8 protein-coding genes are annotated in these 21,382 nt (G+C 51.3%); 6 read left to right on the forward strand and 2 right to left on the reverse strand.

Annotated elements, in window-relative coordinates:
* Window positions 1-364 precede the first annotated feature (364 nt).
* The 4 genes from E0E47_RS01475 to E0E47_RS01490 all read left to right on the forward strand — a co-directional run bounded on the left by E0E47_RS01475 (window position 365) and on the right by E0E47_RS01490 (window position 11,153).
* Entirely contained in the window at window positions 365-2,962 is a 2,598-nt protein-coding gene (locus E0E47_RS01475) for a glycosyl hydrolase 115 family protein (protein ID WP_172604627.1), read from the forward strand.
* Window positions 2,963-3,044: 82 nt separating this feature from the next.
* Window positions 3,045-4,877 (forward strand): sialate O-acetylesterase, encoded by a 1,833-nt coding sequence (locus E0E47_RS01480; protein ID WP_232038512.1) that lies wholly within the window; start codon window positions 3,045-3,047, stop codon window positions 4,875-4,877.
* Between the two features lie 33 nt (window positions 4,878-4,910).
* On the forward strand, window positions 4,911-8,960 hold the full coding sequence (locus E0E47_RS01485) for a glycoside hydrolase family 98 domain-containing protein (RefSeq protein ID WP_130892680.1): 4,050 nt from the start codon (window positions 4,911-4,913) through the stop codon (window positions 8,958-8,960).
* A 75-nt stretch (window positions 8,961-9,035) separates the two neighbouring features.
* Entirely contained in the window at window positions 9,036-11,153 is a 2,118-nt protein-coding gene (locus tag E0E47_RS01490) for a hypothetical protein (RefSeq protein WP_130892681.1), read from the forward strand.
* A 96-nt stretch (window positions 11,154-11,249) separates the two neighbouring features.
* Here E0E47_RS01490 and E0E47_RS01495 read toward each other — a convergent pair whose 3' ends face one another.
* Window positions 11,250-14,150 carry a family 43 glycosylhydrolase gene (locus tag E0E47_RS01495; protein ID WP_130892682.1) on the reverse strand — a complete coding sequence of 967 codons (2,901 nt, stop codon included), beginning with the start codon at window positions 14,148-14,150 and terminating at the stop codon, window positions 11,250-11,252.
* 283 nt (window positions 14,151-14,433) lie between these two features.
* On the opposite strand from E0E47_RS01495, the gene E0E47_RS01505 reads away from it, so the two are divergent.
* Both E0E47_RS01505 and E0E47_RS01510 read left to right on the forward strand, forming a co-directional pair.
* Window positions 14,434-16,848 carry a glycoside hydrolase family 2 TIM barrel-domain containing protein gene (locus tag E0E47_RS01505; protein WP_420873305.1) on the forward strand — a complete coding sequence of 805 codons (2,415 nt, stop codon included), beginning with the start codon at window positions 14,434-14,436 and terminating at the stop codon, window positions 16,846-16,848.
* 80 nt (window positions 16,849-16,928) lie between these two features.
* Window positions 16,929-19,784, forward strand: a complete 2,856-nt coding sequence (locus E0E47_RS01510) for a glycoside hydrolase family 2 protein (protein ID WP_130892684.1) — start codon at window positions 16,929-16,931, stop codon at window positions 19,782-19,784.
* A 121-nt stretch (window positions 19,785-19,905) separates the two neighbouring features.
* Here E0E47_RS01510 and E0E47_RS01515 read toward each other — a convergent pair whose 3' ends face one another.
* Window positions 19,906-21,363: a DUF5723 family protein gene (locus E0E47_RS01515; protein WP_130892685.1), complete on the reverse strand. Its 1,458-nt coding sequence runs from the start codon at window positions 21,361-21,363 to the stop codon at window positions 19,906-19,908.
* Window positions 21,364-21,382 lie beyond the last annotated feature (19 nt).

Raw genomic sequence — 21,382 nt, forward strand, 5'->3', positions numbered from 1 at the left:
CAATCTTCCTTCCTTAAACAATACCAACACCTAAGAACCAATCATTAACCTAATTTCCAATTATGAAAAACCATCCTGTGCAATCTTTACCTTGAGGCAAAACCACCTGAAAAACCAACATTAACCTAATCATTATATTATGAAACCTATTTTGCTTTGCCTTTATCCTTATAGTGCAAAGATAAGGTTATATTTCCTTTTTCATTTTTGAATAAGTAGCATATATTTTGTTTTATGAAACGTGATGGAATTTTTTTTGGTAAATGAAACATAGGAGAATAAATATGTTACATAGGCAAAAATGGGTTACATGCAGAATGCCGTATCTTTGCGTGTAAAGAACAAGATAGTATATATGAAGGTGATGAGAAGAAGAATAAGGATGTTGTGTCTGGGAATCATGGCATGGGCGATGTCCTTTGCCGTGTATGCGAAAGCGAATACGTTACGTGTCTTTGGAGAACCCCGGAAAGGAAGTTTTCCTATATCCGAAGCTTATTTGGTATATGCCCCCGAAGACGGGAAGACTGTAGAGAAAGTGACTGGGCTATTGTCGGAAGACATCTTCAGGGTCACGGGGAAAAAAGTCGGCATACGTACGGAGGTAGCCGGGGGGCATCCGGTGATTCTTGGTATACATGGGAAGGGTAACGGACTTATAAGCCGTATGGTGGAAGAGGGACGGTTGGATGTTTCATCGCTTGAAGGCGGATGCGAGCAATTCATTATCCGGCGGGTGGAAAATCCATTGCCCGGAGTGAAAGATGCTTTGGTTATCGTGGGCAGCGACCGTCGTGGGGTGGCTTACGGTGCCTTTACGCTCAGCGAGGCCATGGGCGTTTCTCCTTTCTACTGGTGGGCCGACGTGCCAGTGGAACGCCGTGCGCGTTTGTGGGTCAAGGCAGATTATGTTTCGGACAAACCATCCGTCCGTTATCGCGGCATTTTCCTGAACGATGAGGGATGGGGGCTGAATCCTTGGGCGGCAAAGACATTCGAGAAAGAATTGGGTAATATCGGTCCGAAAACCTATGCGAGGGTGTGCGAACTTGTCTTGCGCTTGAAAGGGAACATGCTCGCCCCAGCCATGCATGGTTGTTCCGACCCTTTTTATTTTCATCCGGAGAACAAACGCGTGGCAGATGAATACGGCATCATGGTGACCACTTCGCATTGTGAGCCGCTTCTGTTCAACAACGCTTCCAATAAAGAGTGGGACACGAAGAAAGACGGGGCATGGGATTATACGCGAAACAAGGAGACCATTTTAGGGAAGTTGGACAAACGGGTATGTGAGGCTGCCCCTTATGAGAATGTATATACGTTGGCCATGCGCGGTTTGCACGATGCCGGGATGCAGGGTGACCTGACGGAAGAAGGCAAGGTGGCTTTGCTGCATGAGGCCATTACCGACCAACGTGGCATCCTGTCGAAGTACGTGAGGAAACCGTTAGAGGAGATTCCCCAGATATTCGTTCCTTATAAAGAAGCGTTGGAACTCTATGAGAAAGGGTTGGAAGTGCCGGAGGATGTGACATTGGTGTGGCCGGACGATAACTATGGTTACTTGAAGCGGCTCAGTAATCCTGAGGAGCAGAAGCGCACGGGTGGTTCCGGTGTGTATTACCACCTTTCTTATTTAGGTGGCCCTCATGATTACCTGTGGCTGTGTACCACGCCGCCGGTGTTGATGTATGAGGAATTGAAAAAAGCGTATGATACGGGAGCCGACCGGTATTGGTTGCTGAATGTGGGCGACATCAAACCGATGGAATTGGGCATCAAGACTTTTTTCGATTTGGCTTGGGACTTGGACGCGTATGACTATGGGCGGGTTCACCGGCATCAGGCCGAATTCATGGCCGGGATGTTCGGCAACCGTTATCAGGACGAGTTCCAGGACGCACTCGATACTTACTATCGGCTGGCTTGGAGTCGTAAGCCGGAGTTCATGGGGTGGGAACGTGAATGGGATGCCCCTGAATATAAGGAGTTGGCAGACACGGAATATTCTTTTGAGGTGTATAATGACGCACGTCAACGGTTGGCCGATTACCGGCGTATTTCCGATTGGGCGGAGAAAACCATGGCCGGATTGCCGGAATCCTACCGTGCGTCCTTTTTTGAGATGTTGGGCTATCCAGCCATGGCCTCTTACCAGATGAACCGGAAGTTTCTGATGGCGCAACTTAACCACGAACGTGCTGAACAGGGGCGGATGGAAGAGGCTAATTGGGCGGCCCGACAGTCTCGGGAGGCTTACGACAGCATAAACCGCTTGAACGACCGTTACAATCGGTTGTTGGATGGAAAGTGGAACCACATGATGATGTTGGCACCGGGGTGGGTGGCCAAATACCAAAACATGCCTCGCTTGGCCTTGTCGGATGAAGTGGGGGAAAAAGAAGTGGATATTATGCCTTGTGAGGAGCAAGGGCGTTTGGAAGGTTGTACCGTGGTGGATTTGGCCGGATATACCCGGATGGACGGTGAGGGGACTCATAGTCTGAAAGTGGTGGAAGGCATCGGTTACGACGGGTGCGTTTTGCAGTTGGGCGAGGCTGTGGAGGCCTCTGTCAATCCTGAAGACCCAAGGTGTCCGCATGTGGAATATGCACTTCCGGACATGGCTGCCGATAGCGTGACCGTGCATGTATATACTTTACCGTTTTTTCCTATATATAAAGGAAAGGGAACACGTTTCGGGATTTCCGTGGACGGCCATCCCGTCCAGGTGGCTCAAAACCTACCCAAGGAGTTTTCCAAGGTGTGGAAAGACCAGGTGTTGCGTAACGGTGCTGTGGCTACATTCCGTTTTCCCATAGATGCCAAACGGAGGCGGCACAAACTGGCCGTGGTATGTGGCGATCCGGGTGTAATGGTACAACGGGTCGTGGTGGATTGGGGCGGACTGCAAGATACGTATGTGGGGCCGGCCTTGTCTTTGGTTCGTGGAGAATGAATGGAATAACAATATAGATAAAATAAGAATGGAAATGGGAAAAGTGGCAAGGCGGCTATGTCTCGGCTTGCTTTTTGGGGGGATGTCCTGTGTCGGCAATGAAGCCGGGGCTGTAGTAAAACTGCCCAGTCTGGTGGGTGACCGCATGGTGCTCCAACGCGAGACGGATTTGAAAATATGGGGATGGGCCGATCCGGGCGAGAAGGTGACTGTGCGTTTCCGGGGGGCGCATTATTATACCGAGGCTGACGGCCAAGGGCGGTGGCACGTGATGCTGCCTCCGCAGCTGCCGGGAGGGCCTTTCCTCATGGAGGTGAACGAAAAGGTGATACGTGACGTGCTCGTGGGCGACGTTTTCTTGTGCGGGGGACAATCGAACCAAGAGAATCCGATAGAACGGTTGGTGGAGAAATTTCCTGAAATACCGGTGTCGAACAATCACATGATCCGCCATTTCAAAGTGCCTTATCAGGACGACGTGAGAGGCGTGAAGGAGAATCTGGCCGGAAGTGGGGTATGGCATTCGGCTACGGCTTCCGAAGTGATGAACTGGACTTCTTTGGCTTATTTCTTTGCCACGGAAGTGTACAACCGCTATAAAGTGCCGGTGGGCATGTTAGTTTCCAGCAAGGGGGGGATGGACATAGAATCTTGGATCAGCCAGGAACATCTGAAGGACTTCCCCAAGCTGCGGGTAGACCGCGAGGCATTAGAGGCCGCAGCCGAAGCCAAGCGCGACAAGGGTACCGGGAAATGGAACCGGAGGGATTTCGACGATTCCGCTTGGGACTCAGTGGACGTGCCGGGCACTTGGCGCGAGACGGGTATCCGGGTAAAGGGAAGCGTATGGTACAGGAAGAACTTCCGTCTTCCGTCTTCCATGGTGGGACGGCATGCGAAACTCTATATGGGGCGCATGTCCGATTGTGACTCGGTGTTCGTGAACGGCACTTTCGTAGGTACGACGGCGTATTTCGGACCGCCGCGCAAGTATGATGTTCCGGCAGGCGTATTGGTGGAAGGTGTGAACAACGTGACCCTGAAGCTGACGGCATTGAACGGCAATGGAGAAATCGTGCGTGACAAGGTGTATAAGTTGAAGGGGGATGACGACGAAGTGGAATTGTCCGGGGTGTGGAAATACAAGGTCGGATTCGACCGTGCCGAGGCAGAACCTTACGAGCAACGTCTGGCCAACCTGAGGCATGCCGGTTCCGGATTGTACAATGGCATGATTTACCCTGTGCGTAACTGGAAAGTGAAGGCAGCGATATGGTACCAAGGAGAGAATAATGCGGGACGGGCAGGAGAGTATGCCCCGTTGCTGACTTCCCTGATAGCGGACTGGCGCGAGACATGGGGGTGGCCGGAGATGCCTTTCCTCTTGGTGCAGTTGCCTAACTATATGGCAAAGCAAGACAAGCCTTCCGACAGCGGGTGGGCACGCCTGCGCGAGGCACAGTTCCAAGTATCCCGAAACGTTCCCCATACGGCTTTGGCCGTGACATACGATGCCGGGGAATGGAACGACATCCATCCTTTGGACAAGAAAACGGTGGCCCGGCGGTTGTTCCTTGGGGCACGCAAAATCGTGTATGGCGAAAAGGTGGCGGCCTCGGGTCCTATATATAAAGGTATGGAGACGAAAGGCAACCGCATTATCCTTTCATTCGACGATGCCGGACGGGGATTGTCGTGCCGGGGCGGAAGGCTGAAGCATTTTGCCATTGCGGGTGAAGACCGTAAGTTCGTATGGGCAGATGCCGTAATCAAAGGCGGCAAGGTGGTGGTGAGCAGTCCGGAGGTAGAACATCCTGTGGCCGTGCGTTATGCTTGGAGCAACAACCCCGAAGAGGCGAACTTATGTAACAAGGACGGGCTTTTGGCTTCTCCTTTCCGTACGGATAATTGGTAAATCATTATAATTAAAAATCAAACAATTACTTTTATGAAACAATTTTATTTGAAATGCAAACGGGCGTTCTTGGCGGGCGTTTCGTTTGTCTTGATGGTTGGGGCAGGCTTGGTGGAAGCCAAGGCCGATGCACCCTTGCGACGGCCTATCTCGCCGGAACGGCCGTTGTGGATTGTACATGTGGATACGTGGAATACGCCGGATCCAGAAAGGATTATAGAGATGGTACCGGAAGATATTCGTCCTTATGTGGTGTTCAGCCTTTCATTGTCTGCCACAGATGCCATTTGTAATGATGGTTTTGCTGTGTGTGATTCTTGGTTGAAGGCCTGTGCACAGAAACGTGTATGGTCTATGGTACAATGTGCCAGTGGTGGGCATAGCCGATTCTCCGACCATGATTTGAGTGTGTACGAAGATTATTTCCGCAAGTACCCGAATTTTATCGGTTGGAATTTCGCTGAGCAATTTTGGGGATTCGGGGAGGAAGGAACGCCCTCTTTTTTAGAGCGTTTATCTCTTTTTGGTGACATTTTGAAGATTTGCCATAGATACGGGGGATATCTTGTTGTAAGTTTTACACAGGCTTACTATTCGGCTGATATGATGCCAATAGCCTATATGAAACGAAATCCGGAAGTGAACCGTCTGCTGACGGAACACCCAGAGCATTTCATCTGTTGTGAGAAGTACACGATGCAAAATGGCTTTTTCGACATTGAAAGTAACTGCCTTGGGGCATGGCTCGGAGGATATGCCGGACAATATGGCATCCGTTTTGATGCGTGTGGGTGGAGTACTGACGATGGTAATTCGGCCACGGAGAATGATCAGGAGATAGAACCTTTTGTAAAAGCTTCGGGCGCGATGCCTATCATGGAACATGTTATGCTGACGGGACAGACTGTCATTGACGGGCCGGAAACAATTCCGGTGGAAGTCTCACGAGAAATCAACACTTCTGTGACTCCTGACGGGTATACACGGCGAAATTGGGGATGGTTTCCACATTTCGTCAATATCAATATTGATGAGTTCCGAAAAATTTTAGATGGTACAGTACGTATCCTTTCGCGTGAGGAGGTTGTAGAACGGACGAAAATCTGTCTGCAAAATGACAAGAGTACCGGGACTTTTGACGATTATCTGACTCCGTCTACACTCTATGACGGATTGTATCGTCCGAATTGTGACCGAGATAGAAACGATGGAAAATACAATAATTCTTGGTTGGAAAATAAGTGGTGGCTGAAATCCACCGGCCGTTATCCATCTATCCCACAAGTGTACGACTTATTAGATGAAACGGCACGCAAACTTCAGGTGGTTAAGGTGTCGGAGTACGATACCCGTTGGCCGGATGAATCAGCGAAAGTGGCCGAATTCAATAAACTTTTTCCACAGGAATATACGGGAGACATTTATGCAGCTCATGCAGAAAATACATGGATGACGTATAATCCCTATCAATATGAGGACAAGGTGGTGGGTGGCGTGCGTTCACGCCACATATCCGAACGTCGCGCAGAGGGTTGCATACCTTTTCTTTATAATACGGCAGACAGCATTTCATTGGATATCTCGCCCTATTCCATGGCGGTGATGAAAGAGTTTTCCGATAGTGTGATGCTTTATATGACCAATTATCGGAATTCCAAGACGGGTAATAACAACGGAGGAACTTTTGCTGAAGCCGAAAATGCCAACGACACGGTACGCATCTATGGTGCCTCGGAGGAACCGGTCGTGGAGTGGTATGACCGTGCCGACCATCGTGCCAGCGAAGTGAAACAGATTTGGGAAGACGGTGTGCTGACATTGGTAGTAGGCCATAACGGTCCGGTGGAACTGAGCATCAAGTGTAAGGGAAAAGCTACCGGACGTCTGACGGAATGGACACCGGCACGGATAGAAGTGCCCGAGCGTCCGTCCGTATATGCCGGTACGTTGCAGTATGAAGCCGAATTTTTCGATTACAAGAATATCGGGGCTTGCCGTACCAATGCTTATTATAATGGCTATCCGGGCTACCAAGGCCAAGGGTTCGTGGAAATGGGCACGAACCGTTCGGCTTCCATCCGTGACACGGTAAGAGTGCTTCGGAATGGAACTTATACCATAAGCGTCCGTTATCAGGTTCCGAATGGTAGTGCACGTATGTATTTGATTGTAAATGGCAAACGAAATTCTCTGACGATGCGTGCCACCAATGGTGTTTGGGCAGAGACATCTGTCGAGGCAGAGTTGGAGGCCGGGGAGAACGAAGTGGAATTGAAGTTTGTTTCAACGCCTGTAAACGTATTGGTGGATTGTATCAAGATAAATCGTGATAATGCTTATGTTTACGATTTTGAAGATGATAAATCGGGCACGTCTGCTACAGACCCGGCGGCTGAAATGCTGACCCTGATGGGAGGCGAAGCCGGCGTGGTTGCCATTGAAGACAATCAGGCATTGCATGCCTATGCTGCCGGTACGGACGGAATGGGGCAAGCCCTGTTGGAGTTGTTCCCGCGTGATGCCGTGGATTATAGTGTGTCATGGCACCAGTTGGAAGGCGATGCAGGCATGTTGCTCCGTGGCGGTTATCTGTTCCGCGTGCAAGGTGGTAAAGTATCGCTCGTTGTGATGGAAGAAGACGAAGACGGGACTTTGCGTGTGGGCAAAACTTTAGCCGAGGGAGACAAGGCCGAGGGGATGGCATATTACCGTGCCACGCTGCTTGATGGGAAATTATACTTTGACGGTTCTGTAGACGGGGTACAATGGCAGAATATGCTGTCTGCGGAAGATGCCACGTTCTCGTGTGGTGAAACACGTCTTTGTTGGGAAGCAGCCATGACGGTAGACGACATCCGTTTCCATAATACCGGGCTTACGATGTCACAGACGGATTTGGAGGACATAAACATGACTTATGGTGGAACGAATGCGGTCATCCGCAGTTTGGAAATCAGCGGAACGGATTTGTTGGGTGATGTGAAGATTTCTTTGGCAGGCAATGCCTTTGGGCTTTCGCTCGACTCCTTGGGTGAATATACCGGCGCACTGGTTGTTGAGTCCAACCGCTTGACCAATGAGCAAGGTGCCGTGCGTGTATTCGTCCGTCTGAAACCGGAGATGGCCGTGGATGACTACGAGGACGTGATGACCATCGCTACTTCTTATATGGAAGAACGCAAGGTGAACCTGAAAGGGAGCGTGACTCCTGCCAATTATGTCACGTATTATGATTTCGAGGATGATGCCGTTTCTTCCGGGGCTTCCAATCCACCGGCCGAGGGGATTACCCGTGGCGTGGGCAACCTTTGTACGGCAGGGGTGTCGAACTATACGGATTCGGAGAACCGTACGAGCAAGATGTTACGGGTGTACACGGCACCGAGTGCGAACGGCACCGGAGTGTTGGATTTGGAGCGGTTTACACGCAAAAGTACGGATTACAGCGTGACGTGGCGGCAGGTCGTGACTTCATCGGGCGATTACAAGAACGGAGTGCTTCTTCGCGGTGACACGCTCACGATAGGGAACGCCAACCAGGGGTATACTCCGGGTATCATGGCCGGTTATTATATGAATGTGTACAACCACGGTACGGTTACCGACTTCCGCATTTACAAGTCCACGTCTTCCAAGCAATTGAACATGTTCAACAGCGCGAGCGTATCCTTGCAGGCGGCTTCGGGCAAAAGCATTTGGTACCGGGCTTCGGTTTCGGGTTCTTCCAAGGTGACTTTGAAAATAGAGTACTCTACCGACGGGGAAACCTGGCATCTGGGGACTTCCACCACGGATGAAGGTGGTGAATTCCAACAGGGAGCCACACAATATGTATGGGGCTTGGCGGCATCCCAAGGTAATTTCCTCATAGATGACATATCGTTCGAGGGCATTACGTATGACGAGGGTGTGGAGAACGGAATTTACTCGGCCGAGGAAACTACGGCAACGGTGGAGCGAGAAGAGTTCTTCGACTTGTCAGGCCGTAGGGTACTTCCGGGCGATAACACGACAGGAGTAATCATTCGCCGCAGTTACCTGTCGGATGGCACGGTCAAGGTGGATAAGATATTGAAACGATGAATTTTTCTGGAAAGAAACGGTACTAAACAGGATGTTTAGCCGTTTTCTTTCCAGATATTAAACAAGATAAAATCAATGGAAAAAAAGAAAATGATTTTGGGAAGAGGACATTGGGTGGCATTGTGGTGTGCTGCCGCATGCTGTTCTTTGACCGTAGGTGTGGATGCGTTCGGGCAACCGGATGTACAGGAGTATGTGTTTCATGGGGCGGGAAACCCTTATTTGCCGTTGTGGGAACATTTGCCCGATGGTGAGCCGCGCGTGTTTGAAGATCCGGACAATCCCGGGAAATACCGCGCTTACATCATTGGTTCCCACGATTTGCGGATGAACAGTTATTGTGGGCCGGACATCCGGATGTGGTCGGCACCGGTAGAGGATTTGTCCAGTTGGCGTGACGAAGGCCCTATCTTTACTTATCCCATTGAAGGACAGTGGGACGTGATGTATGCGCCTGACTTGGTGGAAGTGCGCCGCCGGGATGGAAAGAAGGAATACTACCTGTATCCGCACAGCCGTGGGCGTAACCGGGAAGCGATGGTGACTAAGAGCGACCGTCCCGACGGGCCTTTCAAACCTATAAATTTGAATGCCGACGGCACCAAGACTTTACCGGGCAGCATCTTGGGTTTCGACCCGTCTATTTATGTGGAGCAAATCACCGACCCGAAAGACCCCGACTACGAAATCGGCTTCCGTGCATACGGTTATTGGGGCTTCCAACGTTCGTCGGCAGCACAGCTTGACCCGAATACGATGTATTCCGTGCGGCCGGGTACGGAGGTGATTCCGTATTTCATGCCTGCCGGTACTCCGCAGGGAGGTGTCCGTGATCCGGAAGGTACTGAATATCCTTGTCTTTTTGAAGGGCAGGATCCCAAGGCTTTCAACTTCTTCGAGGCTTCTTCCATTCGTAAGGTGGGAAACAAATATGTGACGATATATAGCGGATATTCCGGCCCTGATTACGGCATAGGAAATTCCAATTCCACTTTGCGTTATGCTTATGGGGATAGCCCGTTGGGACCTTGGAAGAGCGGTGGGGTCTTGGTAGATTCCCGCGCTCCGGTGCTGAACGAAGACGGTTCACGTTTGCAGACCACCAATGCCGGGCACAATACGCATGGGAGTATTGAGCAAATTAACGGACAATGGTACGTGTTCTACCACCGTCCGCCGCGCGGATTCGGTTTTGCGCGTCAGGCCATGGTAGCCCCCATTCAGGTGGAATGGGATGAGAAGCCGGTAGCCAAGGGAGGCAAAGTCTCCATCCGGGCTTACGACCCGTATGCCAAGAACCATGTGTGGACGGCCAAGGACAAACAAGGTAACGAATACAAAGGGGCGGAAGTCACGTCGGAAGGTTTCCACATCTTCGGGCTTGACCCTTACCAATACTATTCTGCCGGTATCGCCTGTTACTTGTCGGATATACGTCTTCAGCAAGATGCTTGGGACATTTGGGACAACCATGCCCCGATTGTCGGTGTGAAAAACGGAAATATCATCGGATATAAATATTTTGGTTTCGGAGGTTTGAAAAAGGACCAGTTGGGTTTGAAAGCCTTTGAGGGGACGAAGAAAGGAAACCAGACGGCTTTCAATCTTTTCCTGACCCCAAGAACGTCCAAAGCTTTCAAAGTAAACGTATGGATGGATGGTCCTTGGGACAACGCTACGTGGAAAGGCAAGAAGATAGGAGAAATCCAGGTACCAGCCGGTTCGGCGCAGGAAGTCACACAGTTTACTGTGGATGTCTCGGCCCATGTGGACGGACTGGGTCGGAAGCATGCTATTTATTTGGTGGCAGAAGGAGGCAGTGGAGAGGAACTTTTCGACTTGACAGGGTTGGGATTCAGTTCGGTCGGGAAGAAGATAGCCCGTCCGGTCGTACCTTCTGTCAGCATATCGGTGGACGGGAAGGCTATTGAATTGCCTAAGACTCCGGTACGTTCCACCAATGCCAATGGCATAACCGGCTATGGGACGTATGAAGTGGTATACGTGCTTCCTTCCGAGACTGCCCGTCTGCCTAAGGTGTCGGCATCTTCCGATAATAAGGACGTGAAAGTGGAAGTCAAGCAGGCTCGTCCGGATGCAGAGACAGCCGTGGTGACGTTCGACTATCAGGGGATGGTCAAGACCTATAACGTGGTATTCTCCCGTTCTTTTGTGGTAATGGGGAATAAATAAGGTGTTTGCTTCCGGATACCGTTTCCGGTTTCTTAAGTGCAAAAATAACGGGTGCGTTAGCGGCGCACCCGTTATTTTTGCATCTGCATTCCTTTTTTAATGTTCGGAGAGTTTCTTGTCGGTTTTCACGCTTCCGTCACTGTAATACGTCTTACGGAAATACATGCCTGTGGCGGGTTGTTCTGTAAGACGCATACCGTTGGGGTGGTAATATTCATACCGTACGGGAGTTCTGTCTTCCATTTCGGTATTTGTGATGGCATCGGAACCTTTCCCGGCAAACTGCCATGTGTCGAACTTCACTTCGCCCCGTGTTTCCGTGAAAAGGAAATACACGTCATGCGACCCGGTAATAGATATGGGACAGTCGACGGATACTTCTGTGGCCTCCGGTGTGGAGAAGTCGAGGGTGGCCACGGGTTCGGCTTCTATGTCGTCCAGACGGATTTCCAACGTGCCTTCCCCTTGCAGGTTTGCCGTGAACTTTTTGATGCCCTCCGTGCCGAACATGACACCTTTTACCATAGTCCAACCTCCGGATTGTGGGATAGTGATACGGGTATTGCCCGTTTTCCCGTAGCTTTCGGCACTCACTCCGGCTGCCGTGCACAAGTTTTCCGCTTGTTGGAGGATGAACGGGTTTACACGTTTGGCCGTGAGTTGCATAACGCCGGTCGGAGAAGCCGTCACGGCATTGATGCGTTGCGAGCGTTCCACTACGGTACATCTGTTCATGGCTATGCTACGGTAACCTCCGTTGATGGCCATTTGTTGTTCCAATCCTTGCGTGTGGTAAAGAAGGTAATAAGCATTACTGAATTTTTGCAGGTGTGAATGGTTGTTACCGTACGGGTAGCCGAATGTGCCGGGGTTGGCGAAGTATTCTCCTTTGTAGGTCCAACTGTCCGGGGCAAGGGGCGTGTCGGTCGTCATGTAACATATACTGCATGCCGAAGGAGCTTCAGAGATACCGCCGTATGAAGGCCAGTTCGTACGTTCGCGCCAACTGGTACAATAGGAATAGACCAGTTTTTCGCCCATCACGTTCAGTTCGTTGGCTTCGAAATGATAAGGCGCAGGAATCGGCATGATGTCACTGTCAAGCGAAATCATGTCCTTACCGAGGCGTACGATACGGGCATTGCCCGGCATGAGTTCCGTTCCTTCCGCGTTCGGGTTTCCGCCGCCGAAGGCCAACCACCCCGTACCGTCGTTGTCGATGACGACACCTGGGTCGAAAGGTGTACTGCAAAGGCCGAGTCCGGGTGTGCTGCCGGAAATGAGGTTTTTGCCGAGCGGGTCGGCCCATGGCCCCAGAGGAGAAGTAGAGGTAATGACGCCTACGCCTCCTCCGCTATTGGAGAAATATAGATAGAAATGGGTTTTCCCGTCGGCTTCTTCACGGGAGACGATAGAAGGTGCCCACGAAGCGTTCAGCCATTGTCCGCAGACGGCCGTCATATCTATGGTGCCGTGGTAAGTCCAGTTGACCAAATCCTCCGTAGACATCACGACCAAGGAACGGATCTTTCCGTAAGTGTTGGAGGTCAGGCCTCCTGTCGCGTCGAATTCCTGTTGGTCGTTCGTTCCGTACACATAGAGGCGCCCTTCATATTCGACGGATGTCGGGTCGGCACAGAAACGGTAGGGGTTGAGCGGGTTCACCTCGGTTGTTTTCTTGTAGGCTTCCATGACGGTAGGTTCACTCGGTTCGGGTGTCTCTGCTTCCGTCCGGATAAATTGCAGGGTATAGAAAGCGTTTCCGAGTAGGTCGATTTCCGGTGAGGCCGTTCCCGCATATTGCGTACTAACATCTTGCACGAAGCGGTTGCGCGTGGCGTTCGTCAGAACGGCGTATACCTGCCGGCTTTCAAACGGGAGGTTTGCTTTCAACTTTACTGGTTCGGAAGAGCGGTTGAGGACGAACAGACTGAGGGTGTCGCCGTTCTCACTGACGTATGCCGAACCGTTGACCGGAGTTTTTCCTTTGTCGGAGAATGAGGATTTGATGCGCGTCATTCCGGTTGCATATCGGGCATAATGCCCTAGCACGTAGGCGAAAGTACTTAATTCCGAAGCGTTGCCACCTCCTTTCCCGTCGCCGAACATGTGGTTTATCATATTGTAGTAAACATAGGCACTGAAGCCGGCCCGCATGCAACTGTCTATCTGTTCTTGGAAATCGCAGGCACTTTCCCATGTGCCCACCTTGTCTTCATCGAATATATATTCAGTCATCCACATGGGGCGCTTCGTCAGGTTGCGCACGTAGTCCACGTAGGTCATGTCATTGACACCGTAGATATGGTTACCCCAGATGTCGATGCTGTTGCGCATGGCCGCCGATTTTACCAATTCCCGGTTGTATTTGTGGCTGTCCCATCCGAAGCATTCCGGTGCCATGACCTTGCATTCCGGGGAAAGGTGTTGGTGCAGGGCGGTTACCATGCGGGTCATTTCGTCGACGGTGTAGAGGCAGCCTTCGTATCCTTCCGGGTCGTAGTCGCTTTCGTTTTGGACGGATAGGATGTCTATGGCCGCTCCCTGGTCTTCCATGAACTGGCGGTAGCGTTCCAACCATCGGGCGTATGAGTCGATGCTGTCCGTATTGATATGTCCGTGGTTAGAGGATTCTCCCCACGTCTGTTCGGCACCGACCTTGAAACGGAAGGGAGGTGTCCACGGGCTGGCAAAAACGATGGCACCGTGTGCCTTGGCCCATTTGACAGCGTTCACGTAACTCTTCCAGTTACTTTCGTCGGGGTTGATACGGATACGCATGATGTTATAGCCCATTCCGTCCGGTCCCCACAACCGGTCCACTTGTTCTTGGGTGTAGACGTCAGCCCATTGTCCGTTCATTCCGCAGCCTCCGAATCCGTCTATCTTTTGGAATTTCGTTTCGGGGTCGAGGCTTACGCTGGCCGTGCGCTGTGCGCAGAGCGGTATGCATCCCGTGAGGGCCGTTGCATACAAGAGGGTAATCATTCTTTTCATGTGTTTTTTGTTTTAAAGTTTGCAGGATAAAGCCCATGGCTCATCCTTTTTTCATGACGACAAGCAAAGTTACGGATTTTCAGCCTGTCGCATTTTCGCTCCAATAGCGGATACTTTCGTACAAGTAACATCCTTTTCTTTTGTATAACATATATTTTTGCGTATGTAACATAGACCTTGAAAAAGCTTTTTCAGGGCAAAGATTGGTAACATGCGATAAAGTCCCTTGCTTGGGATTTTCCTAACTTTGCTGCGAGAATCATGAAAAACTTGAAAACGTATGATGAAGAAGAGATTATGGAGCCGGTGGATACTGGCGTTAGCGGTGGTTTGGCCATTCATGGCCGCAGCCCACGACCGTGTGAGGGAAAAAGAGAATTTTGATTTCGATTGGAAGTTCATCCTGAATGCCGACGACCGGGCAAATGCCGGTATGCAAGTGTCGGAAACCGGATGGCAGGACGTACAGTTGCCGCACGACTGGAGCATCTCGCAGGATTTCGATCCGAAATTGAGCGGAGGCAACGGGCATTTGCCTGGCGGCATCGGTTGGTACCGGAAGACGTTTCGGGTGGACAAAGAGGACAAAGGAAGGCGTATCGCCGTGCTGTTTGACGGCATATACAGCCGTAGCGACGTGTATGTGAACGGGCATCATTTGGGATTCCGTCCCTACGGTTTCTGTTATCAGGAGTACAATCTTACACCTTATTTAATTTATGGAGCTGAAAACGTGTTGGCAGTCCGGGTGAACAATCCATTGGAACACGACAGTGTGGCACGTTGGTACACCGGTGCGGGGATTTACCGCCATGCCTGGTTGGTGAAAACAGCCAAAGTTCATGTGGCTTCCTACGGGACTTACGTCACGACTCCGGTGGTGACGGCGGAACGGGCGGAGGTTCGTGTCCGTACGTCGGTTGCGAACGAGGCGGAGCGTACCAAGACTTTGTCCGTCTGCCAACAGATTACGGACGGAGAGGGACGTACAGTGGTGCAATCCGGTAAACAACCCTTGCAAGTGGCTGCCGGGCAGACGGCTGACACAGAGCATACGCTCAAAATCCCCTGTCCGCAGTTGTGGGACACGGAACATCCTTATCTTTATACTTTGCATACTGCTGTATATGACGGGCGCAAACTGGTCGATACCTACGAAACGGTATTCGGCGTGCGTACGTGCGAGTTCACTCCCGACCGTGGTTTCCTGCTTAACGGGAAGCCCTTGAAGTTGAAAGGTTTCTGTTTGCACCAAGACGATGCCTCTTTGGGGACGGCACTGCCTTTGCGTTCCATGGAACGCAAATTGGAGATTTGCAAGGAGTACGGAGTGAATGCCATCCGGTGCAGCCACAACCAACCCTCGCCGGAGTTTCTCGACCTTTGCGACCGCATGGGGTTTGTGGTTATCGACGAGGCGTTCGACAAGTGGAAGTCCGGCTATTATGCGCAGTATTTCGATGCGTGGTGGCAGGAGGACTTGAAGAACATGCTGGTGCGCGATCGCAACCATCCCTGTGTCGTATTATGGAGCATCGGCAATGAATTGCAGGAAGCATGGGACGGGTCGGATACGGGATGCCGACGGGCGGCTATGTTGCAGGACTTCGTGCACGGGTTCGAACCGTCGCGGCAGGTTTGCCTTGCGGCACAGAACCGCCATAACGAGAAGTTTTCAGGAGTGACCGATGTCGTGGGCTACAATTATCTGGAGGCACGTATGCTTTCCGACCATAAGAAATTTCCCGAGCGTCGCTTTTTAGTGACGGAGGAGTTGCCTTATTACTGCGGGGCGGAAGGGAATATCCGTAGTTACGACACGAACAATCCGTGGAACATCATTGCCGAGAACGATTTTATCGCGGGCGGTTTCCTTTGGACCGGTACGGACTACATCGGTGAAGCCGGTTGGCCGAGCCACGGTTGGCCTGCGGGACTTTTCGATATTTGCATGGTGGAAAAGCCGCGTGCGGCTTTCCATCGGGCGATGTGGAACGACGAACCAATGGTGCGTATCGCCGTACGAGACAATGCGCTCGACATCGACCACGGGCGTGACCTTTGGCAATGGCCGAACATGGCGGCGATATGGAATTTCCCCCGAGCTTACGAGGGTTTGGTCATCGAAGTAAACACCACGACCAACTGCGAGCGTGTGGCTCTGTTCCACAACGGCAACGAGATGGGCGTACGCCGGACGACGGATTACCCGAACCATACGATAACGTGGTGCCTGCCTTACCGGCGTGGGACGCTTGTGGCTAAAGGCATTAACGGGACGGATACGGTGGCTGTGCATGAAATACGTACGGCAGGTGATGCCGTGAGGTTGAAAGCCATAGCCGACCGTGGAAAATTGATGGCCGACGGGCAAGATTTGAGTTATGTGCAGGTGGAGTTGTTGGACCAAGACGGAACACTCGTGCAGCATGCAGACCGCCGGGTGAAAGCCTCCATTGAGGGCGAGGGCCGTTTAGTGGGATTCATCAGCAGTGACTTGCGGCGTAAGACTCCTTTCACTTCCCATGAAGACAAGACGTATTTCGGGCGTGCCATGGCCATTGTGCAGTCTACCCGGAAGGTAGGGACAATCCGTTTACGCTTCGACGTGGAAGGATGGGATGAACCTGTGTGGGTAGAGCTGACTTCGGAAGCCTTACCTAAGGATTACGTATCCGACATCCCGAGTTTTCGGTAAAAAGTGCAGGGTGGGATATAACTGGACAATTTGGATTTTCTTACCTTTGCCTTACGATAAACCTAAACCATTAAAAAGACATGATGAAGAAAAGGATGTGTGCATGGGTATGGGCCGTGCTTTTTTCGTGCGCGATGTTTCCCCAACGCCAACGGATGGACTTGCAAGGCAAATGGGCATTCAAGTTGGATGTCAGGGGAAAAGGGGAAGAAAGCGGTTTTGCCACAGCACCGTTTGCTGAGGAAGTGATGCTTCCGGGTACGACAGACACGAATCGAAAAGGATTCCGGCCCACAAGGACGGACGAAACCACTTATCTCACACGGTTGCACGCTTATGTGGGCAGGGCTTGGTATAAGAAAGTGGTGGACATACCGGAAAGTTGGAAAAATAAAGTCGTGACACTGACTTTGGAACGCACGAAGCCCACTCGCGTGTGGGTGGACGGCAAGGAAGCCGGAAGCCGGGACGGCATTTCCGTGCGCCAAGTGTACGACCTCTGCCGTTTTCTCACGTCCGGCCGGCATGAAATAGCCGTCAGGGTGGACAATGGCGAGTCCGTGCCGCCGGAATTGCTCGGGTCTTCACATGCCTATACGGAATCCACACAAACGAATTGGAACGGTATCATCGGCGACATTTTCCTGGAAGCGAAAGAACCGTTGCATTTGGCCGGTGTGCAGGTTTATCCCGATGCGGAGAAAAAGTCGGTCCGGCTGAAAGTGAGGTTGGCTTCGCCCGAAGACATTCGGAACCGCATGCGGTTGGAAGTGCGCGCTACGGCATGGAATACGGAGAAGGCGCATCGCGCCCGTCCGCTTAAATTCGGTTTGAGAAAAGGGCAGGCAGAGTACGACTTCGATTTCCCGTTGGGCGAAGAAGCTTTGTTGTGGAGCGAGTACGATCCTGCGCTGTATCGGTTGGAGGTCGAACTGCCCGGGTATGACCGGCTATCCGTCGATTTCGGTTTGCGGGACTTCCGTGCAGAGGGAAAGCATTTCGCGATTAACGGTATGACCACTTTCCTGCGCGGAAAACATGACGCCTGTGTGTTTCCTTTGACAGGACATACGGCCATGGATGTGGAGACGTGGCGGCATTATTTCCGGGTGGCCAAATCTTACGGTATCAACCACTATCGTTTCCATTCCTGGTGTCCGCCCGAAGCCTGCTTTGAAGCCGCCGACATCGAAGGAATATATTTGCAGGCCGAACTGCCGTTCTGGGGATGGATGGGGAAGGACAACACCCGTTTGATTTCGTATCTGCGCGAAGAGGGTTTGCGCATTCAGCAGGAATACGGCCATCATGCTTCTTTCGTCATGTTTGCGTTGGGCAATGAACTGTCCGGAGATTTTGAAGTCATGCAATCTTTGGTCGATACTTTTCGGCAGGCAGACCGCCGGCATTTGTATGCTTACGGTTCCAATAATTACTTGGGTTTCAAAGGGCAGCTTCCGGGTGAGGACTATTTGGTGACGTGCCGTATCGGAGGTGAAAAGCCGCAGAGCCTCGACACGCATGTCCGTGGCTCGTTTTCATTTGCCGATGCATACGACGGAGGATATCTCAACCATACCTATCCCAATACGGTGATGGACTTTTCCAGAGCCGTGGCGCGGGCGGATGTTCCAGTGGTGAGCCATGAGACGGGACAGTTTCAGGTATATCCCGATTATCGCGAGATGGCCAAGTACACGGGTGTCTTGTACCCTTATAATATGGAAGTCTTCAGGGACAGGTTGGCCCGTGCCGGGATGTCAGAACAGGCGGAAGATTTCTTTCTCGCTTCTGGGCGGTGGGCAGCAGAGCTTTATAAGGCCGACATCGAAATGGACTTGCGCACGGAAGGACTGGCCGGCTTCCAGTTGTTGGATTTGCAGGATTATCCGGGGCAGGGTTCAGCTTATGTCGGTATCTTGGATGCTTTTATGGACAGCAAGGGACTGGTTTCGCCTGAGCGTTGGAAGGGATTCTGCAACGAAGTGGTTCCCTTGCTGCTGACGGAAAAATTCTGTTGGACGGAGGGAGAGACGTTGACTGCCCGGGTGAAGGTTGCCCATTACGCCGCACGTTCTTTGCAGGGAACCGGACTGGCATGGACGTTGAGGGACGAACAAGGACACGTTATCGGGAAGGGCATATGCCCCATAGTTTCTTCCGGACGGGGATTGCTGGAGGTCGGAGATATCCGGCAACCGATTCCTGTGACCGGCAAGGCGAGGAGGTTGAATCTGGAATTGGCCATAGAAGGTACGGACTATAAAAATACTTATCTGCTTTGGTTCTATCCCGAGGACCGGAGCACGAAAGAAAGCCATCCGGGCATCACGGTGGCCAAACGGTTGGACGGCCACGTGCTTTCGGCATTGGAAAACGGCGGGAAGGTATTATGGTTTCCCGAACGGGGTTGCTATGCCTCCCAAACGGTAGGCGGGTTGTTCCAGACCGACTATTGGAATTACAGGATGTTTGAGACCATCAGCCGCAACAACCGGAAACCGGTCTCTCCTGGGACGATGGGGATGCTGACCGACCCCAGCCATCCGTTGTTCCGTTCCTTTCCTACGGATTTCCATACGAATTGGCAATGGTTCCCTATTGTGAAGCAGAGTTATCCCTTGATTCTGGATCTTTTTCCGAAGGGCTACCGTCCCATCGTACAGGTTATCGACAATATCGAGCGGAACCATAAGTTGGGGCTGATATTCGAATTGGCGGTAGGGAAAGGGAAATTGCTGGTGTGCATGTCGGATCTTGAGGCGGTGGATGACAAGCCTGAAGTACGTCAGTTGTATCGCAGCATGTTGGATTATATGGCATCCGGTGATTTCAATCCGAAGACCGCTGTAAGTAGCGGTGAATTGCTTCGGTTACTCCAAATGAGGCCTGAGGAAACAAAGCGGGAAGAGTTGAGGAATATATCTTTTGAATAGTATTGTTTGTGGGACTGTTGTCCAGAACTTAGCTCTTGAGGTTGCGGAGAAGAGAAGAAAGCCTGCCCATACTGGTAACGAAAGGCACGGGCAGGCTTTTATAAAGGATTTTTATCGGAAGTTACAAGGACTTGATGTCTCCAAACGGGAAATTAATACCGATGCTGATGTTCATATTGGCATTTCCCACCGGAATGAATTGCGGAGTCACCTTGAAGAACTGGTGGTTGCTACCCAAGAAGAGGCTGAAACCTTTTCCATGGTAGTTGGCTACCCATCCGAAAGATGAACCGAAAGATGAAATGGCGTAGCTGATGGAGGCATCGAAGCATTTTACCGGGGCCACGTTGGCTGAGAAACGGCCTTCAGACCAAGAATAACGTCCATTGATACGGGTGGATTCCAAGAAGCCGAATTTCAGTTTGTCGTAGTAAGGGAAAGTGTAAAGTGCACCTATGTTCAGTGTGGCTCCCAAAGCACGCGTATGCTTTTTTGTACCTTGCGCCTTCATTTGGAACAAGTCTTCCAAATCATCTGTCAGATTGTCTATTTGGTCTTCGATAGACATACCCGGAGCCGCTTTGTCCGAATCGAACGGAATGTCATGGAAACCGTCGAACTCCCAAGGCTCGGCGGCCATGGTAGCCTGTGTGGCATTCTTGTAACTTATCCATCCTAAGTCGAGTACGGCCATGGACAATTCCAAATCTTCGCGTAATTGGTATGTGGCACCGAAGTCGAATGCCATGCCGAAACCACCGATGGCGTTGCCCGTTTCGATGTTGTCAAAGTCGAGTTCTTCTTCCTCTTTCTGTCCTACTACGGCTCCCGTGTTCTCGTCTACTACATCCTTGAGTTTAGTTTTGGTCGGAATGTCCACGATGCCGGCGGAAGAAAATTCACCATTTCCAGACACGGCCCATTTGTCATCGGTCAAGGTCAGTTTCATGTCGTTGACGTGGAAGTCTGCGTTATATATGCCCAAAAGGAATTTTACTTTGGCTCCCACTGTCAGTTTGTCCATGATTTTACGTGAGTGTCCGAAAGCGATTTCCGCATAGTTGTTAGAATAGATACCCATGTCTTCGAGAGTATATTCGCTGTTCCCATTAGCCATGCCTACCTTAGCGAATTCGAATAAATCCTTGGGAAGGTTCATACGCGTACCGCTCTTTACGGAAAGGTCGAATGTGTTGAATCCTCCCCATTTATGGAAACCGAAAGACAGAATGGTCATATCGAGGTCTAAGTTCAGGCGGTTGCGGTTTTTCAATCCATCTAAGAACTCTCCGGCATCCACGTGGTCGTTGAGGAACGTGGTGAGGCTTCCGTCGGGGAGTTTATGGATGAAATCCTTCACTCCGACAGTGGATTGTAGGCCTACGTTGAAATTACCTAATGGGATGAGGGGCATACTTATGTAGTTACGTTCATTGGCGAATGCCGGGTTCATCTGGTGGCGGTAGGTGTAGCCTTCAAGGAAATAGGCCGAACGCAAACTGTTTTGTGCCAAAGTAGATACCGTGGGTAAGGACACCGCAAAAAGCAGGGCTGCTGCGATTTTATTTCTTCTTTTCATAATTTTATTCCGTTATAAA

The sequence above is a fragment of the Paraprevotella xylaniphila YIT 11841 genome (genome assembly GCF_900683745.1).
Lineage (GTDB): Bacteria > Bacteroidota > Bacteroidia > Bacteroidales > Bacteroidaceae > Paraprevotella > Paraprevotella xylaniphila.

Coding starts and splice junctions, on each gene's coding strand:
- E0E47_RS01475 (WP_172604627.1), top strand. CDS start 365: ATGAGAAGAAGAATAAGGATGTTGTGTCTGGGAATCATGGCATGGGCG.
- E0E47_RS01480 (WP_232038512.1), top strand. CDS start 3,045: ATGTCCTGTGTCGGCAATGAAGCCGGGGCTGTAGTAAAACTGCCCAGT.
- E0E47_RS01485 (WP_130892680.1), top strand. CDS start 4,911: ATGAAACAATTTTATTTGAAATGCAAACGGGCGTTCTTGGCGGGCGTT.
- E0E47_RS01490 (WP_130892681.1), top strand. CDS start 9,036: ATGGAAAAAAAGAAAATGATTTTGGGAAGAGGACATTGGGTGGCATTG.
- E0E47_RS01495 (WP_130892682.1), bottom strand. CDS start 14,150: ATGAAAAGAATGATTACCCTCTTGTATGCAACGGCCCTCACGGGATGC.
- E0E47_RS01505 (WP_420873305.1), top strand. CDS start 14,434: ATGAAGAAGAGATTATGGAGCCGGTGGATACTGGCGTTAGCGGTGGTT.
- E0E47_RS01510 (WP_130892684.1), top strand. CDS start 16,929: ATGATGAAGAAAAGGATGTGTGCATGGGTATGGGCCGTGCTTTTTTCG.
- E0E47_RS01515 (WP_130892685.1), bottom strand. CDS start 21,363: ATGAAAAGAAGAAATAAAATCGCAGCAGCCCTGCTTTTTGCGGTGTCC.